27 protein-coding genes and 1 pseudogene are annotated in these 26418 nt (G+C 62.9%); 11 read left to right on the forward strand and 17 right to left on the reverse strand.

All coding sequences use genetic code 11. The features are described 5' to 3' along the window. Positions 1-133: 133 nt before the first annotated feature. The 3 genes from GU927_RS13100 (at position 134) to GU927_RS13110 (ending at position 2666) form a co-directional block, all read left to right on the forward strand. Complete coding sequence (locus GU927_RS13100) at positions 134-343, forward strand: metal-sensing transcriptional repressor (RefSeq protein ID WP_394357676.1); 210 nt, start codon at positions 134-136, stop codon at positions 341-343. A 2-nt stretch (positions 344-345) separates the two neighbouring features. Next, on the forward strand, positions 346-1305 hold the full coding sequence (gene dmeF / locus GU927_RS13105) for a CDF family Co(II)/Ni(II) efflux transporter DmeF (protein ID WP_449301134.1): 960 nt from the start codon (positions 346-348) through the stop codon (positions 1303-1305). Positions 1306-1541: 236 nt separating this feature from the next. Beyond that, on the forward strand, positions 1542-2666 hold the full coding sequence (locus tag GU927_RS13110; RefSeq protein WP_232489214.1) for an MFS transporter: 1125 nt from the start codon (positions 1542-1544) through the stop codon (positions 2664-2666). A gap of 3 nt (positions 2667-2669) precedes the next feature. On the opposite strand, the gene GU927_RS13115 is transcribed toward GU927_RS13110, so the two are convergent. Beyond that, positions 2670-3854: an MFS transporter gene (locus GU927_RS13115; RefSeq protein ID WP_394357677.1), complete on the reverse strand. Its 1185-nt coding sequence runs from the start codon at positions 3852-3854 to the stop codon at positions 2670-2672. Between GU927_RS13115 and GU927_RS13120 the strand changes: the two are divergent. Both GU927_RS13120 and GU927_RS13125 read left to right on the forward strand, forming a co-directional pair. After that, positions 3820-4511, forward strand: a pseudogene (locus tag GU927_RS13120) (HupE/UreJ family protein). The gene GU927_RS13115 and the pseudogene GU927_RS13120 sit on opposite strands and share 35 nt — an antisense overlap. 16 nt (positions 4512-4527) lie before the next feature. Further along, positions 4528-5370: a hypothetical protein gene (locus GU927_RS13125; protein WP_161762912.1), complete on the forward strand. Its 843-nt coding sequence runs from the start codon at positions 4528-4530 to the stop codon at positions 5368-5370. A 172-nt stretch (positions 5371-5542) separates the two neighbouring features. Here GU927_RS13125 and GU927_RS13130 read toward each other — a convergent pair whose 3' ends face one another. Continuing rightward, positions 5543-5947: a single-stranded DNA-binding protein gene (locus tag GU927_RS13130; protein WP_161762913.1), complete on the reverse strand. Its 405-nt coding sequence runs from the start codon at positions 5945-5947 to the stop codon at positions 5543-5545. A gap of 203 nt (positions 5948-6150) precedes the next feature. Then, the gene (locus tag GU927_RS20505) at positions 6151-6276 is read right to left on the reverse strand and encodes a hypothetical protein (protein WP_269770128.1); all 126 of its coding nucleotides are present in this window, start codon (positions 6274-6276) and stop codon (positions 6151-6153) included. Between the two features lie 102 nt (positions 6277-6378). Here GU927_RS20505 and GU927_RS13135 point away from each other — a divergent pair, with 102 nt between their 5' ends. Next, entirely contained in the window at positions 6379-6699 is a 321-nt protein-coding gene (locus GU927_RS13135) for an H-NS histone family protein (RefSeq protein WP_161762914.1), read from the forward strand. Between the two features lie 216 nt (positions 6700-6915). Here GU927_RS13135 and GU927_RS13140 read toward each other — a convergent pair whose 3' ends face one another. From GU927_RS13140 to mprF, 9 genes are all read right to left on the reverse strand, one after another. Continuing rightward, positions 6916-7446 (reverse strand): DUF1003 domain-containing protein, encoded by a 531-nt coding sequence (locus tag GU927_RS13140; protein ID WP_161762915.1) that lies wholly within the window; start codon positions 7444-7446, stop codon positions 6916-6918. A 147-nt stretch (positions 7447-7593) separates the two neighbouring features. Then, positions 7594-8211: a hypothetical protein gene (locus GU927_RS13145; protein WP_161762916.1), complete on the reverse strand. Its 618-nt coding sequence runs from the start codon at positions 8209-8211 to the stop codon at positions 7594-7596. A 1-nt stretch (position 8212) separates the two neighbouring features. Then, complete coding sequence (locus tag GU927_RS13150) at positions 8213-9175, reverse strand: ABC transporter permease (protein WP_217765638.1); 963 nt, start codon at positions 9173-9175, stop codon at positions 8213-8215. 28 nt (positions 9176-9203) lie between these two features. After that, positions 9204-10136 carry an ABC transporter permease gene (locus tag GU927_RS13155; protein WP_161762918.1) on the reverse strand — a complete coding sequence of 311 codons (933 nt, stop codon included), beginning with the start codon at positions 10134-10136 and terminating at the stop codon, positions 9204-9206. Next, positions 10133-10819, reverse strand: a complete 687-nt coding sequence (locus GU927_RS13160; RefSeq protein WP_232489215.1) for an ABC transporter ATP-binding protein — start codon at positions 10817-10819, stop codon at positions 10133-10135. Before GU927_RS13160 ends, GU927_RS13155 begins: the two co-directional genes overlap by 4 nt. Before the next feature lie 132 nt (positions 10820-10951). Further along, the gene (locus GU927_RS13165; protein WP_161762920.1) at positions 10952-11743 is read right to left on the reverse strand and encodes a COG4705 family protein; all 792 of its coding nucleotides are present in this window, start codon (positions 11741-11743) and stop codon (positions 10952-10954) included. A gap of 7 nt (positions 11744-11750) precedes the next feature. Continuing rightward, on the reverse strand, positions 11751-12389 hold the full coding sequence (locus GU927_RS13170) for a hypothetical protein (protein ID WP_161762921.1): 639 nt from the start codon (positions 12387-12389) through the stop codon (positions 11751-11753). Positions 12390-12509: 120 nt separating this feature from the next. Then, complete coding sequence (locus GU927_RS13175) at positions 12510-14543, reverse strand: bifunctional DedA family/phosphatase PAP2 family protein (RefSeq protein WP_161762922.1); 2034 nt, start codon at positions 14541-14543, stop codon at positions 12510-12512. 4 nt (positions 14544-14547) lie between these two features. Then, positions 14548-17133 (reverse strand): bifunctional lysylphosphatidylglycerol flippase/synthetase MprF, encoded by a 2586-nt coding sequence (mprF, locus tag GU927_RS13180; RefSeq protein ID WP_161762923.1) that lies wholly within the window; start codon positions 17131-17133, stop codon positions 14548-14550. Positions 17134-17326: 193 nt separating this feature from the next. Here mprF and GU927_RS13185 point away from each other — a divergent pair, with 193 nt between their 5' ends. From GU927_RS13185 to GU927_RS13200, 4 genes are all read left to right on the forward strand, one after another. Further along, on the forward strand, positions 17327-17701 hold the full coding sequence (locus tag GU927_RS13185) for a PepSY domain-containing protein (RefSeq protein WP_161762924.1): 375 nt from the start codon (positions 17327-17329) through the stop codon (positions 17699-17701). An 80-nt stretch (positions 17702-17781) separates the two neighbouring features. Next, positions 17782-18453: a winged helix-turn-helix domain-containing protein gene (locus GU927_RS13190; RefSeq protein WP_161762925.1), complete on the forward strand. Its 672-nt coding sequence runs from the start codon at positions 17782-17784 to the stop codon at positions 18451-18453. Positions 18454-18473: 20 nt separating this feature from the next. Then, entirely contained in the window at positions 18474-19844 is a 1371-nt protein-coding gene (locus GU927_RS13195; RefSeq protein WP_161762926.1) for a sensor histidine kinase, read from the forward strand. Positions 19845-19916: 72 nt separating this feature from the next. After that, positions 19917-20519, forward strand: coding sequence for a cytochrome b/b6 domain-containing protein (locus GU927_RS13200; RefSeq protein ID WP_161762927.1), 603 nt, complete (start codon positions 19917-19919; stop codon positions 20517-20519). Positions 20520-20735: 216 nt separating this feature from the next. On the opposite strand, the gene GU927_RS13205 is transcribed toward GU927_RS13200, so the two are convergent. The 5 genes from GU927_RS13205 to GU927_RS13225 form a co-directional block, all read right to left on the reverse strand. After that, positions 20736-20900: a hypothetical protein gene (locus GU927_RS13205; RefSeq protein WP_007803240.1), complete on the reverse strand. Its 165-nt coding sequence runs from the start codon at positions 20898-20900 to the stop codon at positions 20736-20738. 497 nt (positions 20901-21397) lie between these two features. Beyond that, the gene (locus tag GU927_RS13210; RefSeq protein WP_217765640.1) at positions 21398-22600 is read right to left on the reverse strand and encodes a Fic family protein; all 1203 of its coding nucleotides are present in this window, start codon (positions 22598-22600) and stop codon (positions 21398-21400) included. Between the two features lie 165 nt (positions 22601-22765). Continuing rightward, entirely contained in the window at positions 22766-24046 is a 1281-nt protein-coding gene (locus GU927_RS13215) for a hypothetical protein (RefSeq protein ID WP_217765642.1), read from the reverse strand. A gap of 320 nt (positions 24047-24366) precedes the next feature. Then, positions 24367-25029, reverse strand: coding sequence for a hypothetical protein (locus GU927_RS13220; protein WP_217765644.1), 663 nt, complete (start codon positions 25027-25029; stop codon positions 24367-24369). A 130-nt stretch (positions 25030-25159) separates the two neighbouring features. Beyond that, complete coding sequence (locus GU927_RS13225; protein WP_161762928.1) at positions 25160-25564, reverse strand: single-stranded DNA-binding protein; 405 nt, start codon at positions 25562-25564, stop codon at positions 25160-25162. A gap of 422 nt (positions 25565-25986) precedes the next feature. Here GU927_RS13225 and GU927_RS13230 point away from each other — a divergent pair, with 422 nt between their 5' ends. Continuing rightward, positions 25987-26304, forward strand: a complete 318-nt coding sequence (locus tag GU927_RS13230) for an H-NS histone family protein (RefSeq protein WP_161762929.1) — start codon at positions 25987-25989, stop codon at positions 26302-26304. Positions 26305-26418 lie beyond the last annotated feature (114 nt).

Consider the following 26418-nt stretch of genomic DNA (forward strand, 5'->3'; position numbering starts at 1 on the left):
AACCCTGTCGAAGGGTGAGCCACAAATTCATCCTTGAAGGACTTGGAAATATAGGGTAGCCCCCTACCCTATGAGTCACACATCCCACCACCAAGCTACACTCCTGGCTCGCGTACGTCGTCTGAAAGGGCAAATGGAGGCGATCGAGCGTTCGCTCGAGGCCGGCGCCCCCTGTGCAGACATTTTGAACCTTGCCGCTTCGGTGCGCGGGGCAACGAACGGTCTGGTTGTGGAGCTCTTGGAAGATCACCTGCAGAGCCATGTGGTCAAAGCCGATGACGATGCCGCTCGCGCTGCAGGCGCGATGGAGCTTGTCGAAGTCATGCGGAGGCATCTGAAATGACAATGAGCGCATCCGGACCACATGATCACGTTTTTCTGGGTCGGGACCACGACCGCAACGAACGCAAGACATGGGCGGTCATCGCCCTGACGGCGGTGATGATGGTTGCCGAAATCGCTGCCGGAACGATCTACGGCTCCATGGCGCTTTTTGCCGATGGTTGGCACATGTCGACCCATGCCTCAGCGCTCTTGATTACCGCTTTGGCCTACCGCTTTGCTCGCCGCAACGCCAGCAACCCACGGTTCACCTTCGGCACAGGTAAGATTGGTGATCTGGCGGCCTTTGGCAGCGCGACAGTGCTTGCCATCGTGGCACTGCTCATCGGGTGGGAAAGCCTGATCCGGCTCTACAGCCCGGTGCCTATCCGTTTCGACGAAGCGATCATCGTGGCCGTGATCGGTCTAGTTGTGAACCTCGTCAGCGCATGGTTGCTGAAAGACGACCATCACCATCACGGGCATCATCACCATCATGCCCACGATCATGATCATGACGATCATCACCATGACGGCGGCCACGCGCCCTCGGGCGAGCGCGACAACAATCTGCGTGCTGCCTATCTGCACGTACTGGCCGACGCACTGACCTCTGTCATGGCGATTGTCGCGCTGCTCGCGGGGCGCAGCTATGGCTGGACATGGCTCGACCCGGTGATCGGGATTATCGGCGCGCTGGTCATTCTGAGGTGGTCATGGGGCCTGTTGCGCGATAGCGGCGTGGTTCTCGTGGACTACATCCCAGAGGACGAAGATCTGCCCGACGACATCCGCTCCGCCATTGCCACACCGACCGACGAAGTCGTCGATCTGCATGTCTGGCAGCTTGGTCCCGGACATCACGGGGCGATCTTGTCCATTGTCAGCACCGATCCAAAGCCTGTTGAGGAATACCGCAAGCGTCTGGCAGACATGCACGAGCTTTCGCACATTACCATCGAGGTGCAGACTCGCGCCGCGTAACACTGGAGCACCGCAGCGATTGCGCGGGACGTCTCTGATCACATGCGCGGCAAAAGCCGAATATGTTCCCTTGGGCCAGATCACTTGACCGTTGAAGTTACCCGCGTTTCATGAGCGACCAGCCAACCAGTCCGAAACCCCGCGACCTTCCTTCAGGTACCACCCCTGGAGTCACAGGCTCTGGTTTTGGTTGGCGGGGACTTCCAGCAGGCATTTGGGCGCTTGGATTCGTGTCGATGCTGATGGACGTGTCGTCCGAGATGATCCACGCACTCTTGCCTGTCTACCTGACGGTGGGACTCGGCGCGACGGCTTTGGCCGTCGGCATCATCGAAGGCATCGCGGAGGCAACGGCCGCGATCACCAAGGTTTTTTCCGGGGCACTGTCAGACCGGATCGGACGACGCAAGGAACTGGCTACCATCGGGTATGGCCTTGCGGCGATTGCGAAGCCTGTCTTTCCTCTGGCATCGGGGATGGATGCCTTGATCGGAGCCCGGTTCATCGACCGTATCGGCAAAGGTATACGAGGCGCACCGCGCGATGCGCTGGTCGCCGACCTTGCCCCAGAAGGTCGGCGTGGCGCGGCCTTCGGTCTTCGCCAATCGCTCGACACGCTCGGAGCATTCCTCGGACCGTTGTTGGCCATTTTGCTGATGTGGGCTTTTGCCAATGACTTCCGCGCGGTCTTCTGGATAGCAGTCATTCCGGCGTTCATGGCCCTTGGACTGATCGTGTTTGCGGTGAAGGAACCGCCGCGGCCGGCAGGGCTGCGCAAGGTACGCAACCCCTTGTCCCGAGCCGAACTTCGCCTCCTAGGTGGCATCTACTGGGCTATTGTCGGCCTTGCGACCATGTTCACCCTTGCACGGTTTTCCGAAGCGTTTCTCATCCTGCGTGCGGAGGAGGTGGGGCTGTCTCTGATGCTGGTTCCGCTGGTTCTAGTCGGCATGAACGCCGTCTATGCTCTGTCTGCCCTTCCTGCAGGTGTACTGTCCGACCGGATGGACCGCCCCACTTTGCTGATGAGCGGCCTGGTCCTGCTGATTGCCGCCGATCTTGTACTGGCACTTCTACCGGGGGTCTTGGGCCTTGGGCTTGGGGTCATGCTCTGGGGGCTGCATATGGGTCTGACACAGGGGCTGCTCTCCGCCTTGGTTGCCGAAGCCGTTCCGTCCGAATTGCGCGGAACGGCGTTCGGGATGTTCAACCTAATCACCGGTGCAGCAATGCTGCTGGCAAGCGTAATCGCGGGAGGCCTTTGGCAAGCGTTCGGGTCCGAGGCTACCTTCCTTGCCGGCGCAGCCTTCGCCTCGATTGCGATGATCGGCTTAATCCCCTTGCGGCGTCAACTCGCCTGAGGGTCAGGCTGCCTTCGGCCATCTTCGATGCAGATCGTCAATCATCAAGGCGTGGGAATGCTGAGCCCCGTGTTCTGCCAGATGCGGATGGTCAGGTGCCAGGTCCGGATGTTCGTGAACCACCACAGCGGGATCGTTGGAAGGCCATATGCCGAGCACCGCCAGCAACCCCGCAGCGCCGATGACTGCTAGAGTCAGGGCCGCAGCCGACAATCCTGCGCCTGTGCCGATCCAGCCTGCAAGGGGATAGGTCACCAGCCAACATGCATGGGACAGCGCGAACTGCGCGGCGAAGACCGCTCCGCGGTCGGCCTCGCGCGCGGAGCGGTTGATGATCCGTCCGATAGGAGTTTGCGTCAGCGAGAAGCCGAAGCCGATCACGGCCCAAAGAGCGATGAGCGCGGAAAGGCCGCCGACCAGGGGCACCACCGCCACGCCTGCGACCATCAACGCCGCACCTCCGATCATGACCGGACGGTCCTCCAGCCGGTCGAGTATGCGCGGCAGAAGGAAGGCCGCCAGCATCGACCCGGCACCGAAGCCCGCGAAGGCAAGCGCCACAGCTTCCTCTCCCAGTCCCAGCCGGGCCTGCACCAGCACGACCGTGTTGACGTAGACCATGGCTCCGGCTGCCGCGACGGCAGCCTCCATCATCATCAGTCCGCGCAGACGCGGGGTGCGGGTGTAGATGCGGATGCCCTTGGTTACGTCGGCCCAGAAGTGGCCGGAGTCTGACGCCACCTGCTCCGGAAGGCGCGCGGTGACCACGAGCAGTGCCGAGGCGACAAAGCCAGCGACCGTGCCCGCGAACAGTACAGGGAAGCTAACGACGGTCAGCAAGGCCGCCGCCAGCATGGGCGAGGCAAGCTGCTCCAGATCCTCGGCCAGCCGCAAGAGTGACAGTGCGTTGGTGTAGTCGTCCGCGTCTTTCAGGACGTCTGGGATGACCGCCTGGAAGGCCGGGGTGAACCCGGCAGAGGCGGCCTGCAGGAAGAAGATCAGGACATAGACCTGCCAGGCCTGATCCACGAAGGGCAAGAAGGCGATCACGGTTGCGCGGATCAGGTCCAGTGCAACCAGAAACGCACGGCGCGGCAGGCGTTCCGCAATCGCGGCGGCCACCGGGGCCAGAGTCACATAGGCCACCATCTTGATGGCAAGCGCGGTGCCGAGGACCGCCCTCGCCACCACCCTTGCCGCATTGCTGCTTGCAGGCGCGGCCCTCGCGCACGCTGTCATCGAAGGCGACGCAGGCTATGTGCAGGAGGTGACGGGCTTCCGCCCCATCACCTTCATCTATCTCGGCGCCAAGCACATGGTGACGGGCTATGACCACCTCCTGTTCCTCGCCGGGGTGATCTTCTTCCTCTACCGGTCCAAGGACATCGCGACCTACGTAAGCATCTTCGCCATCGGCCATTCGATCACGATGATCGCGGGCGTCTGGTGGTCGATATCGATCGATGCCTACATCATCGACGCGATCATCGCCTTCTCGGTGATCTACAAGGCGTTAGACAACCTGGGTGCGTTCCGCCTCTGGTTCGGGGTCCAGCCGAACACCAAGGCGGCGACGCTGATCTTCGGCCTGCTGCACGGTTTTGGTCTAGCCACCAAGATTCAGGAATATGAGATCTCGCCCGATGGCCTTCTGGGCAACCTCATCGCCTTCAACGTGGGGTGGAGCTTGGCCAGCTGATGGCGCTCGCCCTGATCCTGACGGCGATGACCCACTGGCGGGCGCGGCCCGCCTTCGCGCGGCAGGCCTATGCCGCGAATGTCCTGATGATGGTGGCTGGCTTTGCCCTGATGGGCCTGCAGATCACCGGCTATTTTGTCGCCTGAAAGGAGGGCGAGACCCATGAACAATCGTTTCGATATCTCCAAGGCGCCGCCCCTGCGGGCCGAACCTCGCCAGCACGGCGTGGCTGCACCCGTCCAGTCCGTTCCTGCCACGTCGGGCGGGCTGATCCGGTCGACGCTCATCGCCGCCGGGGCGGCAGGGGCGATCCTCGTCCTGTTCTGGCTTCCGGCCGAATACGGCATCGACCCCACCCGCGTCGGCGCGCTGACCGGCCTGACGGAGATGGGCGAGATCAAGCAGCAGCTTGCCGCCGAAGCAGAGGCTGACGCTCAGGCTGCAGCAGCCGAGGCTGTCGCTCCTCCCGCCCAGGCCCCCGTCGCCGTCCCTGCTGAGATCGTCCAGCGTCTGGACAGGATTGACGCCCAGCTTGCCGCCTTGGCGGCCGTGATCGGTGCGCCACCCGCTGCTGTCGAACTAGCGGCCACGGCCCCGGTGGAAACAGCCGCGGCGCCAGCTGCCCCTGAGGCAGAAGCTGCCCCCACTACCGGAGAACCCGTCGAAGAAGCCGTGGCCGAGGCCGCAGCCCCGGAATGGCGCGATGAAATCAGCTACACTCTGGATCCTAGCGAGGGGATCGAGGTGAAGCTCACGATGGAAGAGGGCCAGGTCGCCCGCTTCTTCTGGACGGCAAATGGCGGCGTCGTGAACTTCGACCTCCACGGTGATGGCGGGGGTCAGAGCATCAGCTACGAGCAGGGCCGTGCCGTGCCCGAGGCCACCGGAGACCTGATCGCCGCCTTCACCGGCAACCATGGCTGGTTCTGGCGCAACCGCACCGAAGCGCCAGTGACCGTGACCCTACGCACGGGCGGGGAATATGCGGAGCTGAACGCTACTTAAGAGTGGTGATCCCGACGCGATGGTTCTTCGCGTCGGGATCGACCGTGTTTTCTTTCAGGCTGCGCTGAAGCCCTCTCACTCGCAAAGTCTGCGAGCAGAAACCTCTGCGATCGAACAGTAATGGATCGAACCCGGCGGGTTTCCCCGCCGGGCTGGAGGAGATATCCCGTTCTCAGAACGGGATCTCATCGTCGCGGTCGACCAGCTCGGGATTTTCATTCTCGGCCGACTTCGGGCGGCTCAGGAAGTCGACCTTCTCGGCGATGATCTCGCAGCCATAGCGGTCCGTGCCGGTGGCGTCGGTCCACTTGGTGTAGTGGATGCGGCCGTGGACGAGGACCTTCATGCCCTTTTCGCAGTGCTCTGCGACGGTCTTGCCGAGACCGTTGAAGCAGGTGATGCGGTGCCATTCGGTGTCCATGACCCGGTAGCCGTTCTCGTCGCGCATCACGCGACCTTCCGAGATGCGGGGGCGGGAGGTGGCGAGGCTGAAGTTGGTGATCTTGGTGCCGCCCTGGGTAGTGCGGACTTCGGGGGTCTGACCGATGTTGCCGGCGAGGATGACGATGTTCTGCATGGTAAGCTCCTGTGTGTCCTGTCTTCGGGACCGTCCCTTCGACAAGACCCGGAAAAAGCCCGTCGGGTGACGCGTGCACGGTGGACGGAACGGACGCCGGAAACCCCCAGAGGACCGGGGTGGAGCGGACAGCCCCAAAGGGGCAACACGGCCCGGGCTGACGCGGGGTTGCGCGCAGGAGCCCGAACGGGATTAGGGGATTGTCAGTCGAAGGGATGGCCCAGAAGCCAGAGATCCGCGGGGAGCCCATGCCAGACCATGTCCCCTTGCCAATCGGGACAGCCTGACTCCGAGTTCAGCACCTCCTTGGCGACGGAAGTGCCGATCACCAGCCTCCGTCACCCCTTCCCTTGCCCTTGCCCCCCGGGAGTTGCGGCACCCTGACGCGACGGGCTATCGATACCTGGACATTCAGGACACGGACCGCATCAATGGCTGACTACGATCTCGAGGCATTGTCGCTTGGCGAGCTGAAGAAAATGCAGAAGGACGTTGCCAAGGCGATCTCCACATTCGAGGATCGTCAGAAGGCGGAAGCCCGCGCCAAGGTGGAAGCTCTCGCCCGGGACCTGGGCTACTCTCTGGCCGAACTCGTCAGCACTGAGACGAAATCCTCCCGCGCGCCTGCTGCGGCGAAATACCGGCACCGTGAGAACCCGGCGCTCACCTGGTCCGGTCGTGGGCGCAAGCCGCAGTGGTTCGTGGAGGCGTTGGAGGCGGGAAAGACCGCGAGCGATCTGGCTACAACTTGAGGTCTTGGTCGACGCGATTGGCCCAGCCCGGCCAACCGCAATGATTGTCAGCGATGCGGAGCGGTTTCACCAAACCGGCCATTCGTAATTTCTGCAGCATTTTCGGAGTGTGAAGGTCGGCTGAGCGAACCCTCCTACCGTTTTGACTGCGCAGGTACGAGTTCCGGGTCTGCGTTGGCAACGACCAAGACATGGTCTTGTTGAGCAGGTCAAACTTCAACTCCCGCGCGAGATGACCTTACCGTGTACCTCGCTTGTCATCTTCTCAATACGCTCGCTAAGCTTCCGCGTGAGTTCTGTCAGCTCGGTATTCTGTTTCAAAAGTTCGACAAGGTGGGCCGTCTGCTGCGCGGCAATAGCCTGACGTTGTTCCGAGGCCGCGGCCAGGGCCTCGCGATGCTGAGCATCGGCGGCAGCGTCCAGCTTGTCGCGATCCGCCTGTCGCGTCTGGGCAAGAAGGATCAGCGGTGCGGCATAGGCCGCCTGGAGGCTGAACATGAGGTTCAGTAGGATAAACGGATATGGATCGAATTTCGTCCACCCGCCAACGTTGATCAGGATCCAGGCGCCCACGATCACGGTTTGCGCGATGAGGAAGACGGGAGTTCCGAAAAGCCGCGCAAAGGTTTCCGCACGTTTGCCGAACCAGTCATCGCCGAAGACTGACGAGGCGTGGTGTGTCGGCCAGTGGAAATGCCGTCCTGGTTTCGCAGGATAGGGCTGCCGCCCTTCGGTTTCATCGCGCATGCATGGCTCCTTCAACATCTGCCGGCCGGTGTCGCCGAGATGCGGAGCCGATGACCTCGGCATCCGCTTCTCCATGCGCTCCAGGCGGTGTGTGTAATGTCCCACATTGTTGGTGAAACATTCCATCGCCGTCCAGTAACGGGACGATCAGTCCGCAGTTTCTGCGCCGCCCGGATCCTTCTCTACAGCTCCCTGAACTGCGGCAAATCCATCGGCCTGGACCGAGACCGTGACGTGCTTTCCCGCAAGACTGGTCACGTAAAGCGAGTTCGGATTGGCTCGGAGATGGCCCGGTGCGGTGCCTTCGTCGACATGAATGCGAGCCTCTCCGCCGGCGGGTACGGTGACATGCGGACGAAAGACGTAGGCTTCCTTTGCGCCACTATCGGCATCTGTCAGCGTGTAGTACATCGTCAGAGCCGTCAGGTCGGCAGCACCATCGTTGAACACCTGAATCTCGAGATGGTCGGGCGCGTCGGTCTTTGTGGCGGGATCGACGTTGTTTTCGACGAGAATCTCGCCAAGCCGATAGGTGGAAGTCGCTCCACCCGCAACCGTGGGGTCGGGCGCGTTGACCGGATCGCTGTCGGCCAGATCGTTTTGGCCGTCGCCATCGGTGTCAGGGTTCATCGGGTCAGTATGCAGCAGCGGCTCCGAGATATCCGGCACGCCATCGCCGTCCGTGTCGGTGCCCGAAGTCTGGGCATGGACCAAGCTCGTGCTCAGGAGCAGGGCCGCCAGGGTGGTGGAGAGGATCGTCTTCATGTCAGGACTCCTTGGTCAGACGGTCGGGGTTGATCGGGCGCAGCAGCACAAGGCCGCCAAGCCCGAGGGAGAAGAGGAAAAGGAACAGCAGGTCGCCCCGTTTCTCGGCCAGCACCTTGTCGACGGGGGCACCGGTGTACGTGTCCTTTATGCCGAGGATGGCGAAGGTGAACCGCTCGAAGTGCTTGGTGACCGAGGCAACCTCGATCCCGTTGCGGAAGGTCTCGTATCCAGCGAACCCGGCCTTGATTCGATCCTGTTCGGCCTTCGGGACCGAAAGCTGGGCAAAGACGCCGCCAGCAACCTGATTGTCAGGATCCATCGTATCGCCAATCTGCGGGGCGACCAGAACGACGAGGATCCACAGTGCGAAGGCCGCGATCAGGCCACTGGCCGGGCTTCTGGCCCAGAGGCTGAGTCCGAAACCAAGCGTAAAGAGCACCGTCAGGTAGAAGACGCCAGCCGCCCATGTCAGGGCCAGCCGCAGCGCGTCGTCCGTGCCAAGGCCGATGCCCGAGACGACGGGCAACAGGATGGCTGTGGCGATGATCACGATCCCCAGCGAAACCGCCGCGAGCCCCATGCCACCGATGATCTTGGCAAGGCGGTAGGCCCAATGCGGTAGCGGCCTGGTCAGAATCAGGGCCAGCGTCTGTCGTCCACGTTCGGCAGCAGCGGCGCGGTAGCCCGCAACCAGCGCGATGACCGCCCCCATGATCTCGACCTGTTCGATCATGCCGCGCATCAACTTAAGCGGATAGAACTCGGGCGCCGCGATGGCAGCGGCATCCTTGCCAAGGGCAAGCAGTTGATCCCGCGCGGCGGCATAAGTCGCAGCATCGCTGTGGAGCGCAATGGCCCCGGTGACCAGCGAGGCGGTGGAGGCGACGACAAGGGCCAGCGTCGCCCAGAACAAAAATCGGTCGCGCAACTGTTCACGCGCGTCACGCAGCGCGATGGTCATGACGCTGCCCCGAATGGAGGGAAGGATATTAGGCATCGGGGCCTCCGGCGGTAAGGTCAAGCTTTGCGGCAGAGCGCAGGGCGAAGAGGAAGGCGAGGAGCAGCGCCAGCGGCAGGGTGACCAACGGCGGAACCGGACCGCGCGGGGCAAGGCCGTCCGGCAGGAAGCTGAGCAGATCGCCAGACAGCCATGCGAAGGCCTCGGAGAGGGAGACGGGGCCAAGAAGTGTCGATGTCACCCGGAAGAAGGCCGAATCCGGCGTGGCCGCCAAGGTCGATACAGGGTTGATCGAGGCGGTCGGATGGATGTTCGCCGTCAGTTCCGGCAAGACGAAAGTCACGACCAACCAGACCACCGATGCCGAGATCAACCCGCTTGCTGTTGCTGGCATCCGGGCCGCAGCCCCGAGGGCGACCAGCCCGAAGGTGGTAATGTAAGCCCAGCCAAGGATAAGGAACAACCCGAGCCGGGCCAGATCCGCCGACCTGACGACCAGAGACGGGATGGTGAACAGCGTGGCGACAGAGATCAGACCGGCAACTGCCATCATGGCGCCCGTCGCGACCCCAAGGGCGCGCATCTTACCCAAGGCGTAGTCGCGCCGCGCAAATGGGCGGGTGCCGAGCAAAGGCAGCGTCCCAGCGCGACGGTCAGCCTCGATCAATAGCTGCCCGATCACGATCGCGCCGAAGGTGCCAATCAGGCTGATGTAGACGCCAAGGTTGCGCAGAACCGCCAAGGGCGCGGACTGGCCGACAGGGTTCGACGGCACGGGCTGGCCTGCGCCGGCCAGGTATTGCGCCGCATCGGCGTAGATCGCGTTGACGGTGTTCGTGGCAGACCAGCCAAGCCAAGCCGTTACCATCACCATCGCCGCAAAGAACGCCACAAGGATCAGAACCGAACGATCCCGCATCAACCCCGCCAGCGATTGGCGCGCAAGAAGTCGCGAAGGGGTCATGCCGCCACCTCGGAGTGCCCCGCGGCGACGCCAACGTAAAGCTCTTCCAGGCTGTGTTCGTCATAGCGGGCGGCGACCACCTGCATCGTGTCGCGGAAGACGAGCCTGCCCTGCGCCAGAACACCGATGGACGTGCAGCTGCGCGCCACTTCCGACAGAAGGTGCGTGTTCATGAAGATCGTCATCCCGGCGGCGTTCAGTCGGTCGATAATCTCGCGCAGTTGGCGCACGCCCATCGGGTCGAGGCCCGAGGTCGGCTCGTCCAGAAACAGGACGTCGGGCCGGTGCAGGATCGCCTGTGCAAGGCCGACCCGCTGCCGCATTCCCTTGGAAAAGGTGCCAACACGGCGATCCGCCAATTCCGTGATATTAAGGAAGTCCAGCGTTTCGTGCACCGCATCAGCGGGCTTTTCCAAGCCCGACAGGCGGGCGAAAAACATCAGGTTTTCGCGGGTCGTGAACCGGTCATAAAGGCGCACATTCTCTGGCAGATAGCCAATGGCCGCGCGAACTTTCAAAGGATCGGAGATGATATCATGCCCCGCAACGCGTGCGCTGCCAGTGGTCGGTTCCAGCAGCGTTGTCAGAAGACGGATGGTCGTCGTCTTGCCCGCGCCGTTATGGCCGAGAAAGCCGAAGACTTCGCCCTTCTGGACATCAAGCGTCAGCGGATGAAGCGCCACAGCATCGCCATAAGATATTCCGAGGCCGTGGGTCGAGACAGCAGAATTGGAGGAAGGCATGGGTTGGGTCCTTATCGGGGGAGCGATGGTCCCGACATGCGCCGGGGCCAACGTCGTCTGGATTGGCCGGGATCACTCAGCCGGGTCCGGTGCGGCCCGGGTGGTCATCACAAACACCGTCCCGGCGATTACCGCGAGGAAGGCGAAGCTGGTGACGATGGTCCCAAGTCCGAGGCCGCCGAACTCGGTCGGTTGTGCCAGGAAGTCGCCAAAGGACGCACCGAGCGGGCGGGTGAAGATGTAGCAGAGCCAGAAAGCCCACATCCCGTCGAGGCCAAGAGCGAAATACCCAAGGGCAAGCGAGGCGATGATCAGCCCGAACAGCACCCCGGTCCCGGCGAAGCCCACGCCGAAGGCTTCGGAGATCAGGTCGCCGACCGCCGTGCCGAGAGCGAAAGTGAAAAGGATCGCAAGCCAGTAGAAGGCTTCGCGACGGAAGGTGTATACCTCGTGGATCGAAAGCGTACGTTCCATCGCGAACCAGACCGCGAAGATGGCAGCGAGCGCGAGCGTGAAGCCGATGGTCGAGGTGAGCAGCGGAATCCCAAGCGCGTCGGTCATGTTGTCGGTGATTAATGTGCCGACGACCGAAATCAGGACGACCGCAATCCAGTAATAAGCAGGAACGTAGGCCTTCTGGCGGAACTGCCAGAGCATGGCTGCGACAAGGACAGCGGTCATCAGGACCGTCGTCGCGCCAAGACCGAGGCCAAGGTTGACCGCAAGGAAGTCGGCGGCGGTTTCGCCCATGGTCACGGCCATGAGCTTGATGAGCCAGAACCCGGGGGTGACTTCGGGCACCCGGTTCACGCCCACGGGTTGTAGCTTGGGGCGGTCGAAGTCGGCGAAAGTTACGTCAGTCATGATGGGATCATCCGTTCAGAAGGGCCAGCGCCTGCACCGAGAAGGCGTCGGCATGGGCGTCATCATCGGCATTGCAGCGCTCGAGCGCCTTGGACTGCAGGTCGGCGACAGTGGCGGGCGGAGTGGTGTTGCCGATCGCACTGCGAAGCTGGCCGATCAGGTCCTCGCAAGGGATGGCGCGGCCGCTCTCATCGGTCACGGCGATGCCGGAGACGTATTGAATGGGGCTAGACGCTGCAGCTGGCACGGGGGCATCGAGCGTGGTGGACAGGGCAGCAAGCGCGGCATCGACGGTCGCTTGGTCGGGAGTTCCCGCTCGCAAAGCCGAGAAGGCCTCGTCAGCGGCCGCATCGACTGTATTCCAGGCGGCACGGTCAGCTTGCCGCAGGGCCGAGGCGTTCTGGTCCCACAGAGTCTCAAGGTCGGTGATGCGGTGTTCGGCGGCTTTGAGATCGCCGGTGGCGGCGATGGTCTGGGTATCGGCCACGATGGTCTTGTAGGCCGAGAGGTCGCCCAGCCCGGGCGATTGCGTTGCGGCGGTGGTTTGTGCGGCGGGCGAGATCATCATCTCGGCCAGCGCGAACCCTGCGGCCGGGACAGCTATCAGCGTCGCCGACAAGGCAAAGTTCCGAAAGGTGGCGTTCATGGGAGGCGTCCTGTCGATATGCACGCGGGCCTCCAACCGAGGTCCGTATGCGCGGTTCTGACAGCGACTTTCCCGAAGCGTCTGGCAAGCTTCTTACACTTCGGTAAGAAGCTGATTTTCTCAGGGCAGGACGATGGACACGACGTTGTCCGAGGTGTGCGACGCGGCGAGGACGGTCGCGCCACGTGCCACAAGGCCCTGAACAAGCGTATCTCGGAGCATCGGGCTGGCCCCAATGGGCTGCGTCGTTTCCGTCTCTCCTGCCTCGTCGACACCCACGGTTCCGACAAAGGCGCGCAACCCATCGGCAGTGACGAATTCGGTGCGCCAGAAGCGGAGTTTTGGATCGGCCAGCGATGACGTCGCGCCCGGCGCACGCTGCACGAAGGCGAGATCGTTGGGCTGCCCGCGCCAGAAATGCGAGACGGTCTCGACGGTTGAATCTTCGCTGCCGCCGACCGCTGCGAAGATTGCGTCGAAGACAAGGCCCGGGGTCGGCAGCTGCGCCGCTGTCCAGTCCGATGCGAGGACAGCATCGGAAAGAGCAAATTCGTCTCGGGCGAAAACGACGAGAGAGACCGGATGCACCGGCGAGCCCATCAGCGACTCGGTTTGCGCAGGGAGGCCCATTTGCGCCAGAGCAGCGGCATCTGACAGAACCTGATCAGCGACCTGGACAGGGACATTGCGCGGATGGTCATAGCGCCAGACGTTTGACGCGGCCAGCACGGCCAGTCCTGCGGCCAGGGAGAGAACCGCGACCCTCGCCCTGTCGGCCATCGGCGCCGTCGCGGCGGAGGTCTGCGACAGTCGCCATTCCGAGATCGCGATGCCGACCGTCACCCAGAGCGCACCGACCAGCCAGCCGTTCAGGACATCGCTGAGGTAGTGCTCGATCAGGTAGATGCGGCTGACGCCGATGGCGAAGGCCATGAGGCCAGCCAGCAGAAGCGCCGTCTCGGCACGGAGCCTCCCCGCCCGCCAGACGACATACATCAGCATTCCATAGGCTGCGACCGAAGCCGCAGCATGTCCGGAAGGGAAGCTGCCAGAGGTCTCGGCGAAGACACCGAGAGGCGAGCGCGGACGCCCGAAGGCGAGTTTGAGCGCCGCAACGGTAATGGTGTTTCCGGCCACCGAAACCGCCAGTCCAACCGCGAGCGCGCGCCGCCCTTCCGTTATCAGCCAGATCAGCGCCGCCACCATGACCGGCAGAACGACCTGCCAGCCGCCAACTGCGGTGATGAACGACGCCACCCGGATCGGACCCGGCGACTGGAAATGGTGGATCAACTCGGACAGACGGTTGTCGAGCCCAATCAAGGGATCGCCCGAGAGAAACTCGAAGACGGAGTCGGCCCAGACGGCACCGATATAGACGAAGATCAGTGCCAAGAGGCTGAGCGTCAGCCCCGAGAACGCGTTGCGGTCGAGTCGCGCCTCGACCCAGCGTGCTGTCTCAGGGTGGTCCTCGATCCGGTGCCGCACTGCGGGGATGTCTGCGAGACTGCGCAGCGCGGCAGACATGACCGCCCATACGAGCGGCAGCAGTCTCAGCGCCGAATAGAGCGTGGTCCAGAGAATGATCAGCGCCAGAAGAACGACACCGGTCAAGACCGCGACCCGGGTCAGTGATCCGCCGATCCGGCCCATGACATCGCCCAGGAAATAGCCGATCGCGACATGGGCAAGCGCATAGGGAATGCTGCCCAGGATGTTCCAGATCAGGAACTTGCGGCGGTCCATGTCTGCCATGCCCGCGACGAGTGGAACGAGCCCCGCCACCGGCCCGAGGAACCGGCCGATTACCAGTGCCATACCGCCCCGCTTCTCGAAAAGTCCCTTGGCGCGGGCAAAGGCGGCGGACTCCCCGATGCGGCGCCGGCCCGGCAGGCGGTTCATGGCCAGCTTGCCGGTCCAGTAGCTCAGTTCCGATCCGAGGACCGACCCGAGCGCGACGAACCAGGCGAGATCAAAGAAGTCCAGCAACCCGCGCTGGACGAGGATGCCGCCGGCATCCACGATTAGCGTCCCGGGAATGACGACGCCGGTGACAAAGAACGCCTCAAGCATCGAGGCGAGCCCAATGAGCCAGTAACTGAGAACGCCGAGCGCCTGGAGCGAGGGAAGGATCTGGTCGAGGGACAGGCTCATGAGGTCACTTCGCAATCAGGCCGCGCGCCGAGCCCGCAATCAGGAGGGCCACGTCACCCATAACGCGCATCGGCGAGACGTTGGGCGGCAGCGCCAGATAGCGCGGGCGCCAGTCCGGCTGAAACTTCTGCTTGAAGGTCCTGAGCCCCTCGAAGTTGTAGAATGCGCCGCCGTGACGATAGATGAGCCGCCCGAAACGGTTCCACGATCGCGCGACCGACCGCTCGGACAGCCCCGACAGAGGCGCGGTGCCAAGGCTGAATTCCAGCGCCCCTTTCGCCTTGTAGTGTTCGATGAGGCTGAGGAACATGTATTCCATGAGGCCCGAGGCCTCTTCGGGCAGATAGCGCATCAGATCGACGGCCAGGTGTGCGCCGCCTTTTGACGCCAGAATATTGGCGAAGGCGACGATGCGACCATCCCTTCGTACAACCGAGATGTCGAACAGCGCCAGATAGTCCGGATCGAAGCGCCCGACAGAAAAGCCCTTCTCGCGTCCGGTCTTGCCGCCGAGCCACGCATCCGAGATTGCACGAAGTTCGGCAATGAGTTCGGGGGTATGGGGCGATGTCAACATGGTGAACTCGTACCCGTCGCGCTGGTGCTTGCTCATCGCGGCGCGCATGGTCTTGAACCGACCGCCCGCGAGGCTGAACTCGGGAAGCCGGACGACCGCTTCCTCTCCGACCTTGTGCAACGTCAGGCCGAGTTCGACCCAGAGCCCGAGGTTGCGCGCGCTGACCTCGTAGAAGACGGAGCGCGCGTTGGACCGGGCGGCCTGGTCGGCAAAGGACCAGGCGAGTGCTTCAAACTCTGCCCGCTCGCCAACCGGGTCGCCGAGCGCAATCCACGATCCGCCCCGGACGGCATACATGATGAAGGATTTTCCGGTTTCGGAAAACAGGAACCGCTTGTCTCCGGTCTGGCTCAGCCAGGCCTGCGGGTCTTCGGACATCTCGCACAGGACGGCGGCCTGGGACATCGATGCCGGGCGCGCCTCCTCGGGCGGTTTCCGCCGGATCGGGCGCGTCAGGAGGTAGATCCCGAAAAAGAACATGAGCGCGGTCGCCGCGAGTCCCGCTCGGAGCGCACGGGGTGTGTTCGAGTCGTGCGAGAACTCCGACCACAGGTCATTCGAATACGGGACGGCCTTGTGCACGAAGAAGAAGAACGCAGCGGTTGCGACCCCGACGCCGATGACCGTGGCGAACCATCGGGTATCGAAGACGCCGGCCGTCAGGCGGCCGGGTCGGTCGAAAGCTTTCCTGAACGGCAGGAGCAGAAGCGCACCGGCCCCCAGGAAAGCCGCGTTCTCGAACGCGAAATCGTTGAGGAGCGACGCGACGGCCCCCGCCGACAGCGCACCGATGGCGAACCACCAGGCCGAGGAAACCCGGCGCGCGAGGCCATGCGACACGATGATCAGCGTGACGCCTGCAATCGCCGACGCGAGGGTTCCGCCTTCGAGCAGAAGCACACCGACGACGTCGCCTTCCGCCATCGCTTCCGCGCGCACGGAAGGCAACATCGTGATGAGCAGCAGCCAGGCCCCTAAGCCGAAGGCGACGGTTGCGACGACACCCGGCGAGAACCCGTGCAGCGTGGCAAAGGCCGGTTGCAGGGCCGGTGCCCGGGCAATAAGACGGCTGCCGAAGCCGCTGGCCAGCCGGATCTCGTTCAGGGCGACCAGCAGGAAGGCAAATGCGAACGGAACCAGATAGTAGACCAGGCGGAAGAGGAGCAGTGCCGCAGCTGCATCCCCGGCCGGCACCGAGCCAGGCAAGGTGCCGATGACCACCGTCTCGAAGACACCGATGCCGCCCGGAACGTGGCTCAGCACTCCGATCATCGTCGCGGCGGCATAGATGGCGACGAAGGTAGCATAGTCGGGTTTTCCGGCGGGAAGAAGAACCCACAAGGCGAACGAGGCAGCGGCGATGTCGATCAGGGTGACGACAAGTTGTCCGGTAAGGTCGGCAGGCGGCGGCAGGTGCAGTTCATGACCGCGAATGCTCAGCGAACGCTGCGAGACGGACATCCAGGCGATGAGGGCAACCGAAACCGTGGTAATCCCGGCGGCAACGACCTGGATAGTCGATGGGGCATAGGGGAGCCAGGCACCGACTGCGGCGGGATGGACGGCCAGGGCCGCGATGCCGACGAGGGTCAATCCAGTGCCGAGGGCGATCGCAATGTAGCCAGAAACGGCGGCCACCTCGAATGCGTTCAGGCCGACGGCGGAATAGATCCGGTATCGTACCGCGCCGCCGGAGATGACGCTGACGCCAATCGTGTTGCCGAAGGCATATCCAAGGAAGCCACCCAGCGCCACGACGCCCCGGTCAAGCGTTTTCCCGATGAACCGAAGGCCGAACCAGTCATAGAAGATAAGCGCGACGTACCCGATGGCGGTCGCCCCGAACGCCGCGGCAAGCGCACCCATTGGAGTCGCCCTGATCTGCGCTGCGACGTCGGCCGGGTTGACGGGCTTCAGGAGGTGATAGAGCGCATAGAGCCCCAAGGCGAAGAGACCGGCGCCCAGAATGATGGGCGCGGCGCTTCGCAGGAATTGTAAGTTCAGTTGGGCCATCCTCACTCCGGTCCGCTCGGCGTTTCGGTGATCGGGATGTGACTACCCTCGGGAAACCCTATCTGAAAACAGTAAAATTCCCAAAGCCTTGGTTCTTACGAAGTTGTAAAAAGCCGGAAAAGCGATCCTTGGACTCGATGCCCAATTGTAGAATGCAGGCGAAAAGACCTGTGCATTAAAAGGAACCTATCCCATGCTTCGCAAGACCATACTCCTCCTGCCCGCCGCGCTCCTTGGGGCCCTGCCGTTCGCGGCATCGGCCGAAACCATGGACCAGAGCGAGCTCGACATGTTCCGCTCCGCATCGGTCACGATCAGCCAAGCAAGTGATGCCGCCCTTCAGGCCCATGCCGGCACGCTGGCGACCGTCGCCTTTGGCGACGAGAACGGGCGCGCGGCCTACGAGGCGGTGGTGATCGGCAGCGACGGACAGCCCTGGACCGTATTGATCGACGCCAAGACCGGCGAAGTCTTCGCCTCGGCCCTGTCTTCGTCTATGGATGATCACGAGGATCAGGGCGACGGCCAGGACGAAGAAGATCACGACGGCGAAACGAACGACGGCTGATCCAACGTCCCCTCGAAAATTCAGACCATTGCCCGGCCGCGTTAGGCGGCCGGGACGCATTTTTGGAAAGACCGCGGCGCATGAAGATCCTTTTGGCCGAAGACGATAGCGAAACAGCCGCCTACGTGGTGAAGGGTCTCTCCGGGGAAGGCCATGTCGTCGACCATCTGACCAACGGGAAAGACGCGCTGTCTCAGGCCATGTCGGGTGACTATGAGCTCTTGATCCTCGACCGCATGATGCCCGGGCTCGACGGTCTGTCGGTGCTGAAGTCACTGCGTGCGGCCAAGATCGACACACCCGCGATCCTGCTGACGGCAATGGGCGCGGTCGACGACCGGGTGGCGGGCCTGCGGGGCGGCGCCGACGATTACATCGTCAAACCCTTCGCCTTCGTCGAACTGCTGGCTCGGATCGACACGATCTGCCGAAGGCCAGCGACGCGCGATGAGGTACTGGAACTCGTCATCGGTGAACTGCGGCTCGACTTGCTGAAACGCGAAGTCACGCGAGATGGCGAAAGTATCGACCTTCAGCCCCGCGAATTCCTGCTCCTGAAGCATTTCATGGAACGGCCCGGTCGCGTTCAGACCCGAACCGTGCTTCTGGAATCGGTCTGGGGGCTCCATTTCGACCCCAAGACCAGCGTGGTCGAAACCCATATCAGCCGACTGCGCAACAAGATCGACAAGCCCTTCGACAAGCACTACCTCGTGACGCTGCACGGGGTCGGTTACGTGCTCCAGCCATGAGGCGGCCACTGTCCTGGTCGATGCGCTTCGCTCTGGCGCTGTCGGCGGTGTTTGCCATCGGCACACTGTCCGCGGGAGGGCTCTCCTACCTGTTCCTGTCGCGCGAGATGACTGCCCGCCTATCCGCTGACGTCAGGTCGGGAGCTGAAAGTCTCGCAAGGATCGCGGCAACAGGGGACAGGACTGACCTGCGGGAACAGATCCTCGCGCAAGTGCGATCCAGCCGGGACGGTGCTAGCCTGTTCGCCTTTGTCGACGCCGGATCCGGTCAGGCACTCGGATCATTGCATGTCGCCGAGCCGTTCGAAGGCGCGCGACGGCTGCTGGTCGGTCAGGACATTCCGGAAAGCGACGTGACCGGCACCGAGAGTGCCGAGGCCTACCTTGCCTACGGAATCCGGACCGACCTAGGCTGGGTTATCGCGGCACGTGACGAGGCATGGGTCGCTGAAAGCGGCGAAATCCTGATCCAGACAACCGCCTGGTCGCTGGTTCTTGCCACGCTCCTGTCCATAGGACTCGCGGTCGTTATCGCCCGTAAGAACGAAAGGCGCATTGACGGGATGGACAGGGTCCTGGACGAAGTTGGCGAAGGCAGACTTGACCGCCGGATCGGCGACACCGGCAATGACGATCTGGCGGCGCTGGCAGTCCGGGTGGACCGGATGCTCGACCGGCTCGAAGCGGGGGTCGCGTCTATCCGGCAGGTCTCCACCGATGTCGCCCACGACCTGCGCGCCCCGCTCGCGCGTCTCCGGATGCGGCTCGAGCCTCAGGCCCTGTCTGCCGATGTGCCGACCGAGACTCGGCACGAAATCGGCTCGGCCCTGATAGATATCGACGCCATCTCGGCGACATTCGATGCGATCCTCCGACTTGCCCGCCTGCAATCCGGCACGGTGGCGCGGCGCGACGAAGCGGTAGACTTGGCAGCGCTGGCGGCCTCAGTTCACGAGATCCTGCAAGCCTCTGCCGAGGACAGGGGCCACACCCTCGATCTCGACCTGCCCATGATGCCCATCAAGGTGGAGGGAGACGAGGACATGCTCTCGCAGGCCCTGACCAACCTCGTGGCCAACGCCATCGGGCATTGCCCGCCCCCGACACACGTCCGGATCAGGGCCGGACTGCGCGATGCGCGTCCTTTCCTTGAGGTTTCGGACAATGGCCCGGGCATTCCCGAAGCCGACCGCGCCCGGGTGCTGGAGCGGTTCGTGCGGCTCGACGCCAGCCGATCGGTTTCCGGAACCGGGCTTGGCCTCAGCCTTGTCGCGGCCATCGCCGCTCTGCATGGGGCCGAGCTGGTTCTCGAGGACAACGGGCCAGGACTCCGGGTTTCAATGGTTTTCCATTCGATTGCGCCGGAGGCGTCGGTTCTTACGAAATCGTAAGGTGGCGGCAAGGCAATCCGGGACGGCGGCTGCCATATGAGGGGAACAACCCGCCAACAAGGCTTCCCTCCAATGTCCCTCGCACTTGAAACTCTTCAGCCGGATCAGCACAGCCTCTCGACCCGCCTCGTCCATGCAGGGCTTGCTCTGTCCATCTGCACCCAACTTGCCACAAGCCTCATCATGCAGGGCCCGACCGACACGACGGCAGGCGACGCGATCTTCCAGCTTCACCGCTACTCCGGTTTCGCGGCGCTGGCCTTTGCCTTCTTGTTCTGGATGACCCTGACGTTCCGGAGTCGCGGAACGGCTCCCTCGGCGCTCTTCCCCTGGTTCTCGAGCGCGCGACGCCGCGCCTTCGCGACGGACGTGAGCAACCACTTGCGCCGCCTTTTGCACGGACAACTGCCCGCCTATGAGGAAACCGGTCCCCTTGCATCGGCAGTTCACGGACTCGGCCTGCTCTTAATGACGGCTATGGCGGTCAGCGGCGGGGTCTATGCGGCGCAGGTCTGGACAGGCCTCCAATCACCTGAACCCGATGGTTCGCTGGCCATGACGATTCACTTTGCGCTCGCCAATCTCGTCTGGGTCTATCTGATCGCCCATGCCGGCATGGCGACAATCCACCACTTCGCCCGATCGGCACCGCTGGGCAAGATGTGGAAGTTCTAGGAAGGATTGAAGACCTTAGTCGGCATGCCAAGTTCGTTTGCAACCTTGCAGATCAATGAAGTAAATGCCTACTGTCCATCCAAAGTGAAGATACCCGGCCGGTGGCAGGTGGATGATCAGCGCGCATCGGACCGGCTTCGCCGGTCCTTAGGCTGTCAAAGGCCTCGGAGGCGTGTCTGCACTGTACCCGGACCTTCTGGAAGTGAGGCCGAAGCCTTACCCGAAGGGATCGTATTCCGAGACGATCACAACCTCGTCTCCGTCGATTTCATCGGCGGGGACGGCGCCGAACGTTCCATCCCCTGCCTGGAAGACGACGATCGAGACCATGAGCGTGGCGGCAAGGGAGGCGGCGAAAGCGTGAGCATCTTTGCGGGACATCTGTTTGGCTCCTGTCTTGGAGGCGGGGGACCATCCCCCGCGCAACAGGACCCCGCAGGCCCGAAGACTGGCTGACATCACCGGGTGCGTTCGGGCATGCCCCGAATCCACCCGGCGGCACGGGCTCGCCCGTAGTCCGACCCCTCGCGGGTTGATCTCGAAGACGGGATTCGGGGCAAGGAAGGGAATGGCGAGCGAGGGATGGTGCCCCAACGTCAGGAGCCGGTTGTCCCGCTGATGCTTGGAACGCCGCCAGCCTTCCGGCCAGGCTCTTGGTTGATGACCTCCGTCTTGGGGGATGGATCCTTTGTTGCCCCGCGATTTTGCGGGACCTGGGTGTGGTCGGTGAGAGGCACGCCCATGGGTAGGCCCCTCACGCATTGTCAGGGCTCAGGCGGCCAGGTCCGCGCCACCTGCCCCCTTGCCGTCCTCGGCACCGACTATCTCGAGCCGCGCGTTGCGAAAGCCCTCCCGCGCGATCCAGAGATCAGCCGCCGTCAAACGGCATCAAACAGACGTGGAAACAACACATCGTGGGTTTTGCTCGGAAAGCGCAGCATCAAGGCTCCACGCGGAGTCTCGGACCCGACCACGCCATCGTCCAGGAGGGATTTCATCGTGGCCCGTGCAGTTCGTGGGGCCACGCCCAGCAGGGCGGCCACGTCACCACGGTCGACCTCACCGCGCAGGAGGATGATGCGTAGCAGGTCCCCTGCCCTCTCGCCGAGACCTGAAAGCGCAGCGTAACGGGCCAGCCGCTCGCCCAGTCGGTCGAAGTCGAACATGCCCGCCATGAAGGTGACTTGATCCTCGCAAACCGCCAGGAACCATTTGGTAAAGCTGACCAGCGCTGCCAAAGAGAGGTTCCCGCGCCCATCACGGTCGCCCTGACGGACACGATCAGCAAGTTGCATCATCTCGCGGTACTCCTCGCGGCCCGGGAGACCGTCTTGCAGACCGCGCGCCAAGCCACGCGAAACTGACCAAAGCCCGCCCGCCCCGATCCCGGCGTGATGAGCCATCGCATGCGACATCAAACGGCTGACGCGACCGTTCCCGTCGTAGAACGGGTGGATGAAGTTGAAGCGATGGTGCGCCGTCGCCACGGCGAGTGTGCGCGTGACCTGACCATGAAGCCAATCCAACCGAAACCGGGTGTGGAAATGCGCCATGAACGAGGGAACCGCATCAAACGGGGGCGGGACATGGGCGCCAACTTCCACATCGCCCTGCCGCCACTCCCCGGGCACGATCCGGACCACCTGGCCGCCATGGCGCAGGGTCAGCATCTCTTCGGTGGCACCTTCATAGAAGGCTTCGTGCAGCCATTTGATGAACGACGGGTCACTCGGATCTGGGAGAGTGCCCTCGACCGCCCGGCGGTCGATCTCTTCCTGCAGGCGGACATGCGCCGCATGTTCTTGCTGCAGCGCCCGACGTCCCGGATCAGCGTCAAAGTCACCAGCGAGCGCCCGTTCGATGTCGCGCGGACGGGTGTTGTTGCCCTCGATACGGTTGGAATAGTAGCTGTTCATCATCCGCACCATCGCGGCCAAGTCGGCTAAGGTACGGACAGGCATATTGCGACCCAAACCGCGCGACGATTGGATCAGCCGGTTTGCTGTCTCGACCAGGTCAAGCGGGATGCCATCTTCGAGCCGAGCAGGCTCAATCCGCGATGGGGACACGATGTAGGTCAAGCGGACTCCGGAATGCCACTAGGAGTGACACGTAACATATTCGCTAGCTTCGGAAAAAGATAGGGTAAAGCGAGCCTACGCCACTATCACATGCCACTAGGCAGTGCCACTCTCGGATTTGGAGTGTGGGTCGGGACACGTCCGGACCCACACCGCCTCATCTGATCAGGCCGCTTCCCAGACCTGGTTCAGGATCCGTGCCGCGATCTCGGATTTGTCCTGAGGCAAGAACCGACCGTAGTGCTGCGCGACCATATCCGGTGTATCCTGAATGGCGTAGCTCGCTTGTTCGTAGGACTCGGTGCGCTTCAGGATATGGGTGGCCAGAACGTCCCGCACATTGTGCGGCCCGTGCGGCAACAGGCCTTCAATCGCGCCGCGCTTGGTCCAAGGGTTATAGATCTCGTAGTGCTGGATCGCGGTGCGCCATCCCTCATAGAATGTGTTCTGGCAGTAGGCCGCATTGGTGCTGGTCATCTTCGCCGTCTTGACGAAGAACGTACCCGGGTCAGCCGCCTCGCCGATCAGCCGCGCGCGATGCCGCTCGATCCAAGCTTCGATCAGTTCGTAAAGTCGCCCGAGGTCCGGCAGGATCAGGCGAAATGGTTTTGAGCCGAAGAACGATGAGTTGGCGTTCTTGAAGGCGACCGACGGGATCAAGATTTCCCAACCCTGGTCGCGGCTGCTCCAACGCAATTCGCCCCGCTTAAGGTCCTCCAGCTTGCGCTCCGAGGTCGGCAAAGTCCCTGACCGACACAGCATCAGTTCGCGCAAGTTCTTCTGCCGCAGCCCCGTGTGAAGACCGATGCGCAGCATCAGGAAAGCGCGGACAGCTTCTGCTGCCGCACGGGCGTTGTTCCGTTCATCTGGCATCCGCTGCAGGATTTCTTCGGTGATCTTGCGGTACTCGCCGACCGGACTTGGCGCTTCGAGCACCGGCAGGATGGGCTCGAAAGGGTCTCGATGAATGCGGGCAACGCGGTCGATCTCCTTGATCCGACGACGGGCGTGTTTGTACATGCGGTCGCAGGCGGCGGGCCAATCCGACTGCACCGCGTTGATATCAGCCTCGGTAACCAAGCCCTCAATCGGCCGAAGGCTGCTCCCCATGCGGGGCGATTGACGCAGCCAACCGGTCTCTTCTCGGCAGATCGCTGCAGCGATCGATAGCAGGTCGATCTCCCATTTGGTGTAAAAGCCGCGACGACGCTCGCGCCAATGAAGGTACCAATCCCAAACCTGGGGGAAGATCATCATGGCAAAGGTCAGAAGTTTTGGATCGACACCGAGACCCTGTACTTCGCTCTCGGGTGGGGCCACGAACGCCCCGAACCACAGCCCGAAATGCTCCACCTTCTGGGGAGCTGTTTCCGTGCCCCACACCCCATTCCGCTGCATGCCGAAGGCAGCGAATGTCGACGTCTTGAAGCGAAGGAATTCGGCCATCTCGTCGCTCAGGCGCTTCGGCGCGATGACGATGCCAGACTCTTCCGGCGTCCGTGCGGGTGAAGACTTGCGGACCGGCCCCGAGGCACAGCTGAAGCGAACCGCATAGCACTGGCGAATGGCCGCTGCCTGATACCTGCGATAGTCCGTTGACCCGCTTATGATCACGGTGCGGACCCAGTTCAGGATTTCTGCCTTCTCCTGGCTTGGCCGTCGGTTGAAATCTTCGGGCAGGTGCCACGCTAGACGCCGGCGCTCAGATGGGGAAATGTCGTCCAGATCAAAATCGCCTGGTGCTCGATCCGGAGTACCGGACAGGCTCAGGAAGTAGCCTGCGCGTAGCCGATAGCGACGTTCGATCCGCCCAAGATTTCCAGGCTGATCGCGGCGCGCGGGACCTTCTTGCCGCGCCCCCAGCTGATCAGCGTGCTACGATTGATACCGTCCTCGGGTCTAACCACCGCGTTGTAGAGGTGGTAGATGGTTTCGCCATGACGGCGGGCATGCAGTTGAAGGGCTTCGCCAAAGGTCGCGGGGTCCTTCCATGTCGTGTCCAGTGGCTCGGGAAACTCGACGATCGCCCGCGGCCGGACACCGGGCTTCTTGCGAACCTTCTCGGTGCTGGTCGTGGGAACGTCAGCACGGTTCGGGGAAGGCGCGGTGACCTTGGAACGCATTGAGTGGCTCGCCGTGCGAGCCTGTCGCAAGGCCACATTCGAAACTTCCCGTGCCACAGCATCGAAGATCGGCTGCAAGTGCGCCCGATGGGCGCGGAGCCGCTCGACATTGATGTCGAGCATGGCCGACAGAGACGGCAAGTCGAGGCCACTGCCCCGATAGGGCGGGTATTCGGCTCGCTCGAGCAGGTCGACCAAGCAGCCGTAGAGCAAGCGCACCTCACCTTCGGTGAAGATCATCGTGAACCGGCTCTTGCAAAACTCGGCGATCTTACGCGGCGTGAGTGCAGAAGACGTTGATTTCATTTTCCATCCTTCGATTTCTGGGGCGGCCCAGCTATCGAAATGACCGATTGGACGGGAGGGGCATTCGACGGTCGCGAAGCCCAGAACCCGGCGGGTTGCTCCGCCGGGCCCGAGGGGGAGACCCCGTTCCTCAGAACGGGATCTCGTCGTCGCGGTCGACCAGCTCGGGGTTTTCGTTCTCGGCCGACTTCGGGCGGCTCAGGAAGTCAACCTTCTCGGCGATGATCTCGCAGCCGTAGCGATCGGTGCCGGTTGCGTCGGTCCACTTCGTGTAGTGGATGCGGCCATGGACGAGGACCTTCATACCCTTTTCGCAGTGCTCCGCGACGGTCTTGCCGAGGCCGTTGAAGCAGGTGATGCGGTGCCATTCGGTGTCCATGACCCGGTAGCCGTTCTCGTCGCGGATCACGCGACCTTCCGAGAGGCGCGGCCGCGAGGTGGCCAGGGTGAAGTTGGTGATCTTCGTGCCGCTTTGGGTCGAGCGCACTTCGGGCTTTTGACCGATGTTGCCGGCGAGGTTAACGATGTTCTGCATGGTAAGCTCCTGTGTTTCCTGTCCCTGGGACCGTCCCTTCGACAAGACCCGGAAAAAGCCTGTCGGCTGAGGCGTGCACGGGAGGCGGAACGGCGACCGGAAACCTCCAGAGGGCCGGAGTGGAGCGGGCAGCCCCAGAGGGGCAACACGGGCCGGACTGACGCGGGGTTGCGCGCCAGAGGCCGAACAGGCTTAGGGGATTGTCAGTCGAAGGGATGGCACCGGGGATAGGGGCGACCTGGGGCTCTCGCAGAACTCGGCCTTCCTCACCAAGGCAACCGGGTTGAAACAGTTGCGAAACCGCCGACCCGGCAGCTCAAGCCAACCTCATCTCCCTGCCCTATCGCGGCGTCCTCCGTAGGAGTTGCGATGTTGCAGCCTGACGGCTATCCCGGACGCATCATTCAGGACACGAGGGCCCAATGGCTGATTTCAATCTCGAGGCGATGTCGCTCAAGGAACTGCGGCAATTGCAGAAGGACCTCGCCAAGGCGATTTCCACCTATGAGGACCGTCATAAGGCCGAAGCCCGCGCCAAGCTGGAAGCCATCGCCAAGGAGATGGGCTACTCCCTCGCCGACCTGATTTGTATTGAGGTGAAAACCACCCGTGCGCCAGCCGTGGCGAAGTATCGTCACCCTGAGAACGCAGGCATCACATGGTCTGGCCGCGGCCGGAAACCGCAGTGGTTCGCAGACGCGCTGGCTTCTGGGAAGACCTCTAGCCAAATGGAGATCTAGCCAGGGGACGTAGAAACTGCGCAGGGCAGTTTTCAGCGGGGCTAGCGAATTTTCGTCCCGCTTATGAGTGCGATCTAGAAACATCGAGCCCGGCGGGGGCAGACAGATTTGGTC

This window comes from Paragemmobacter amnigenus (assembly GCF_009908265.2).
In the GTDB taxonomy this organism is placed as follows: domain Bacteria; phylum Pseudomonadota; class Alphaproteobacteria; order Rhodobacterales; family Rhodobacteraceae; genus Paragemmobacter; species Paragemmobacter amnigenus.

What these genes read in the sequence shown, in the direction of transcription:
- GU927_RS13100 (WP_394357676.1), top strand. Translation starts at nt 134, where the DNA reads ATGGAGGCGATCGAGCGTTCGCTCGAGGCCGGCGCCCCCTGTGCAGAC.
- dmeF (WP_449301134.1), top strand. Translation starts at nt 346, where the DNA reads ATGAGCGCATCCGGACCACATGATCACGTTTTTCTGGGTCGGGACCAC.
- GU927_RS13110 (WP_232489214.1), top strand. Translation starts at nt 1,542, where the DNA reads ATGCTGATGGACGTGTCGTCCGAGATGATCCACGCACTCTTGCCTGTC.
- GU927_RS13125 (WP_161762912.1), top strand. Translation starts at nt 4,528, where the DNA reads ATGAACAATCGTTTCGATATCTCCAAGGCGCCGCCCCTGCGGGCCGAA.
- GU927_RS13130 (WP_161762913.1), bottom strand. Translation starts at nt 5,947, where the DNA reads ATGCAGAACATCGTCATCCTCGCCGGCAACATCGGTCAGACCCCCGAA.
- GU927_RS13135 (WP_161762914.1), top strand. Translation starts at nt 6,379, where the DNA reads ATGGCTGACTACGATCTCGAGGCATTGTCGCTTGGCGAGCTGAAGAAA.
- GU927_RS13140 (WP_161762915.1), bottom strand. Translation starts at nt 7,446, where the DNA reads ATGCGCGATGAAACCGAAGGGCGGCAGCCCTATCCTGCGAAACCAGGA.
- GU927_RS13145 (WP_161762916.1), bottom strand. Translation starts at nt 8,211, where the DNA reads ATGAAGACGATCCTCTCCACCACCCTGGCGGCCCTGCTCCTGAGCACG.
- GU927_RS13150 (WP_217765638.1), bottom strand. Translation starts at nt 9,175, where the DNA reads ATGACCATCGCGCTGCGTGACGCGCGTGAACAGTTGCGCGACCGATTT.
- GU927_RS13155 (WP_161762918.1), bottom strand. Translation starts at nt 10,136, where the DNA reads ATGACCCCTTCGCGACTTCTTGCGCGCCAATCGCTGGCGGGGTTGATG.
- GU927_RS13165 (WP_161762920.1), bottom strand. Translation starts at nt 11,743, where the DNA reads ATGACTGACGTAACTTTCGCCGACTTCGACCGCCCCAAGCTACAACCC.
- GU927_RS13170 (WP_161762921.1), bottom strand. Translation starts at nt 12,389, where the DNA reads ATGAACGCCACCTTTCGGAACTTTGCCTTGTCGGCGACGCTGATAGCT.
- GU927_RS13175 (WP_161762922.1), bottom strand. Translation starts at nt 14,543, where the DNA reads ATGAGCCTGTCCCTCGACCAGATCCTTCCCTCGCTCCAGGCGCTCGGC.
- mprF (WP_161762923.1), bottom strand. Translation starts at nt 17,133, where the DNA reads ATGGCCCAACTGAACTTACAATTCCTGCGAAGCGCCGCGCCCATCATT.
- GU927_RS13185 (WP_161762924.1), top strand. Translation starts at nt 17,327, where the DNA reads ATGCTTCGCAAGACCATACTCCTCCTGCCCGCCGCGCTCCTTGGGGCC.
- GU927_RS13190 (WP_161762925.1), top strand. Translation starts at nt 17,782, where the DNA reads ATGAAGATCCTTTTGGCCGAAGACGATAGCGAAACAGCCGCCTACGTG.
- GU927_RS13195 (WP_161762926.1), top strand. Translation starts at nt 18,474, where the DNA reads ATGCGCTTCGCTCTGGCGCTGTCGGCGGTGTTTGCCATCGGCACACTG.
- GU927_RS13200 (WP_161762927.1), top strand. Translation starts at nt 19,917, where the DNA reads ATGTCCCTCGCACTTGAAACTCTTCAGCCGGATCAGCACAGCCTCTCG.
- GU927_RS13205 (WP_007803240.1), bottom strand. Translation starts at nt 20,900, where the DNA reads ATGTCCCGCAAAGATGCTCACGCTTTCGCCGCCTCCCTTGCCGCCACG.
- GU927_RS13215 (WP_217765642.1), bottom strand. Translation starts at nt 24,046, where the DNA reads ATGGCCGAATTCCTTCGCTTCAAGACGTCGACATTCGCTGCCTTCGGC.
- GU927_RS13220 (WP_217765644.1), bottom strand. Translation starts at nt 25,029, where the DNA reads ATGAAATCAACGTCTTCTGCACTCACGCCGCGTAAGATCGCCGAGTTT.
- GU927_RS13225 (WP_161762928.1), bottom strand. Translation starts at nt 25,564, where the DNA reads ATGCAGAACATCGTTAACCTCGCCGGCAACATCGGTCAAAAGCCCGAA.
- GU927_RS13230 (WP_161762929.1), top strand. Translation starts at nt 25,987, where the DNA reads ATGGCTGATTTCAATCTCGAGGCGATGTCGCTCAAGGAACTGCGGCAA.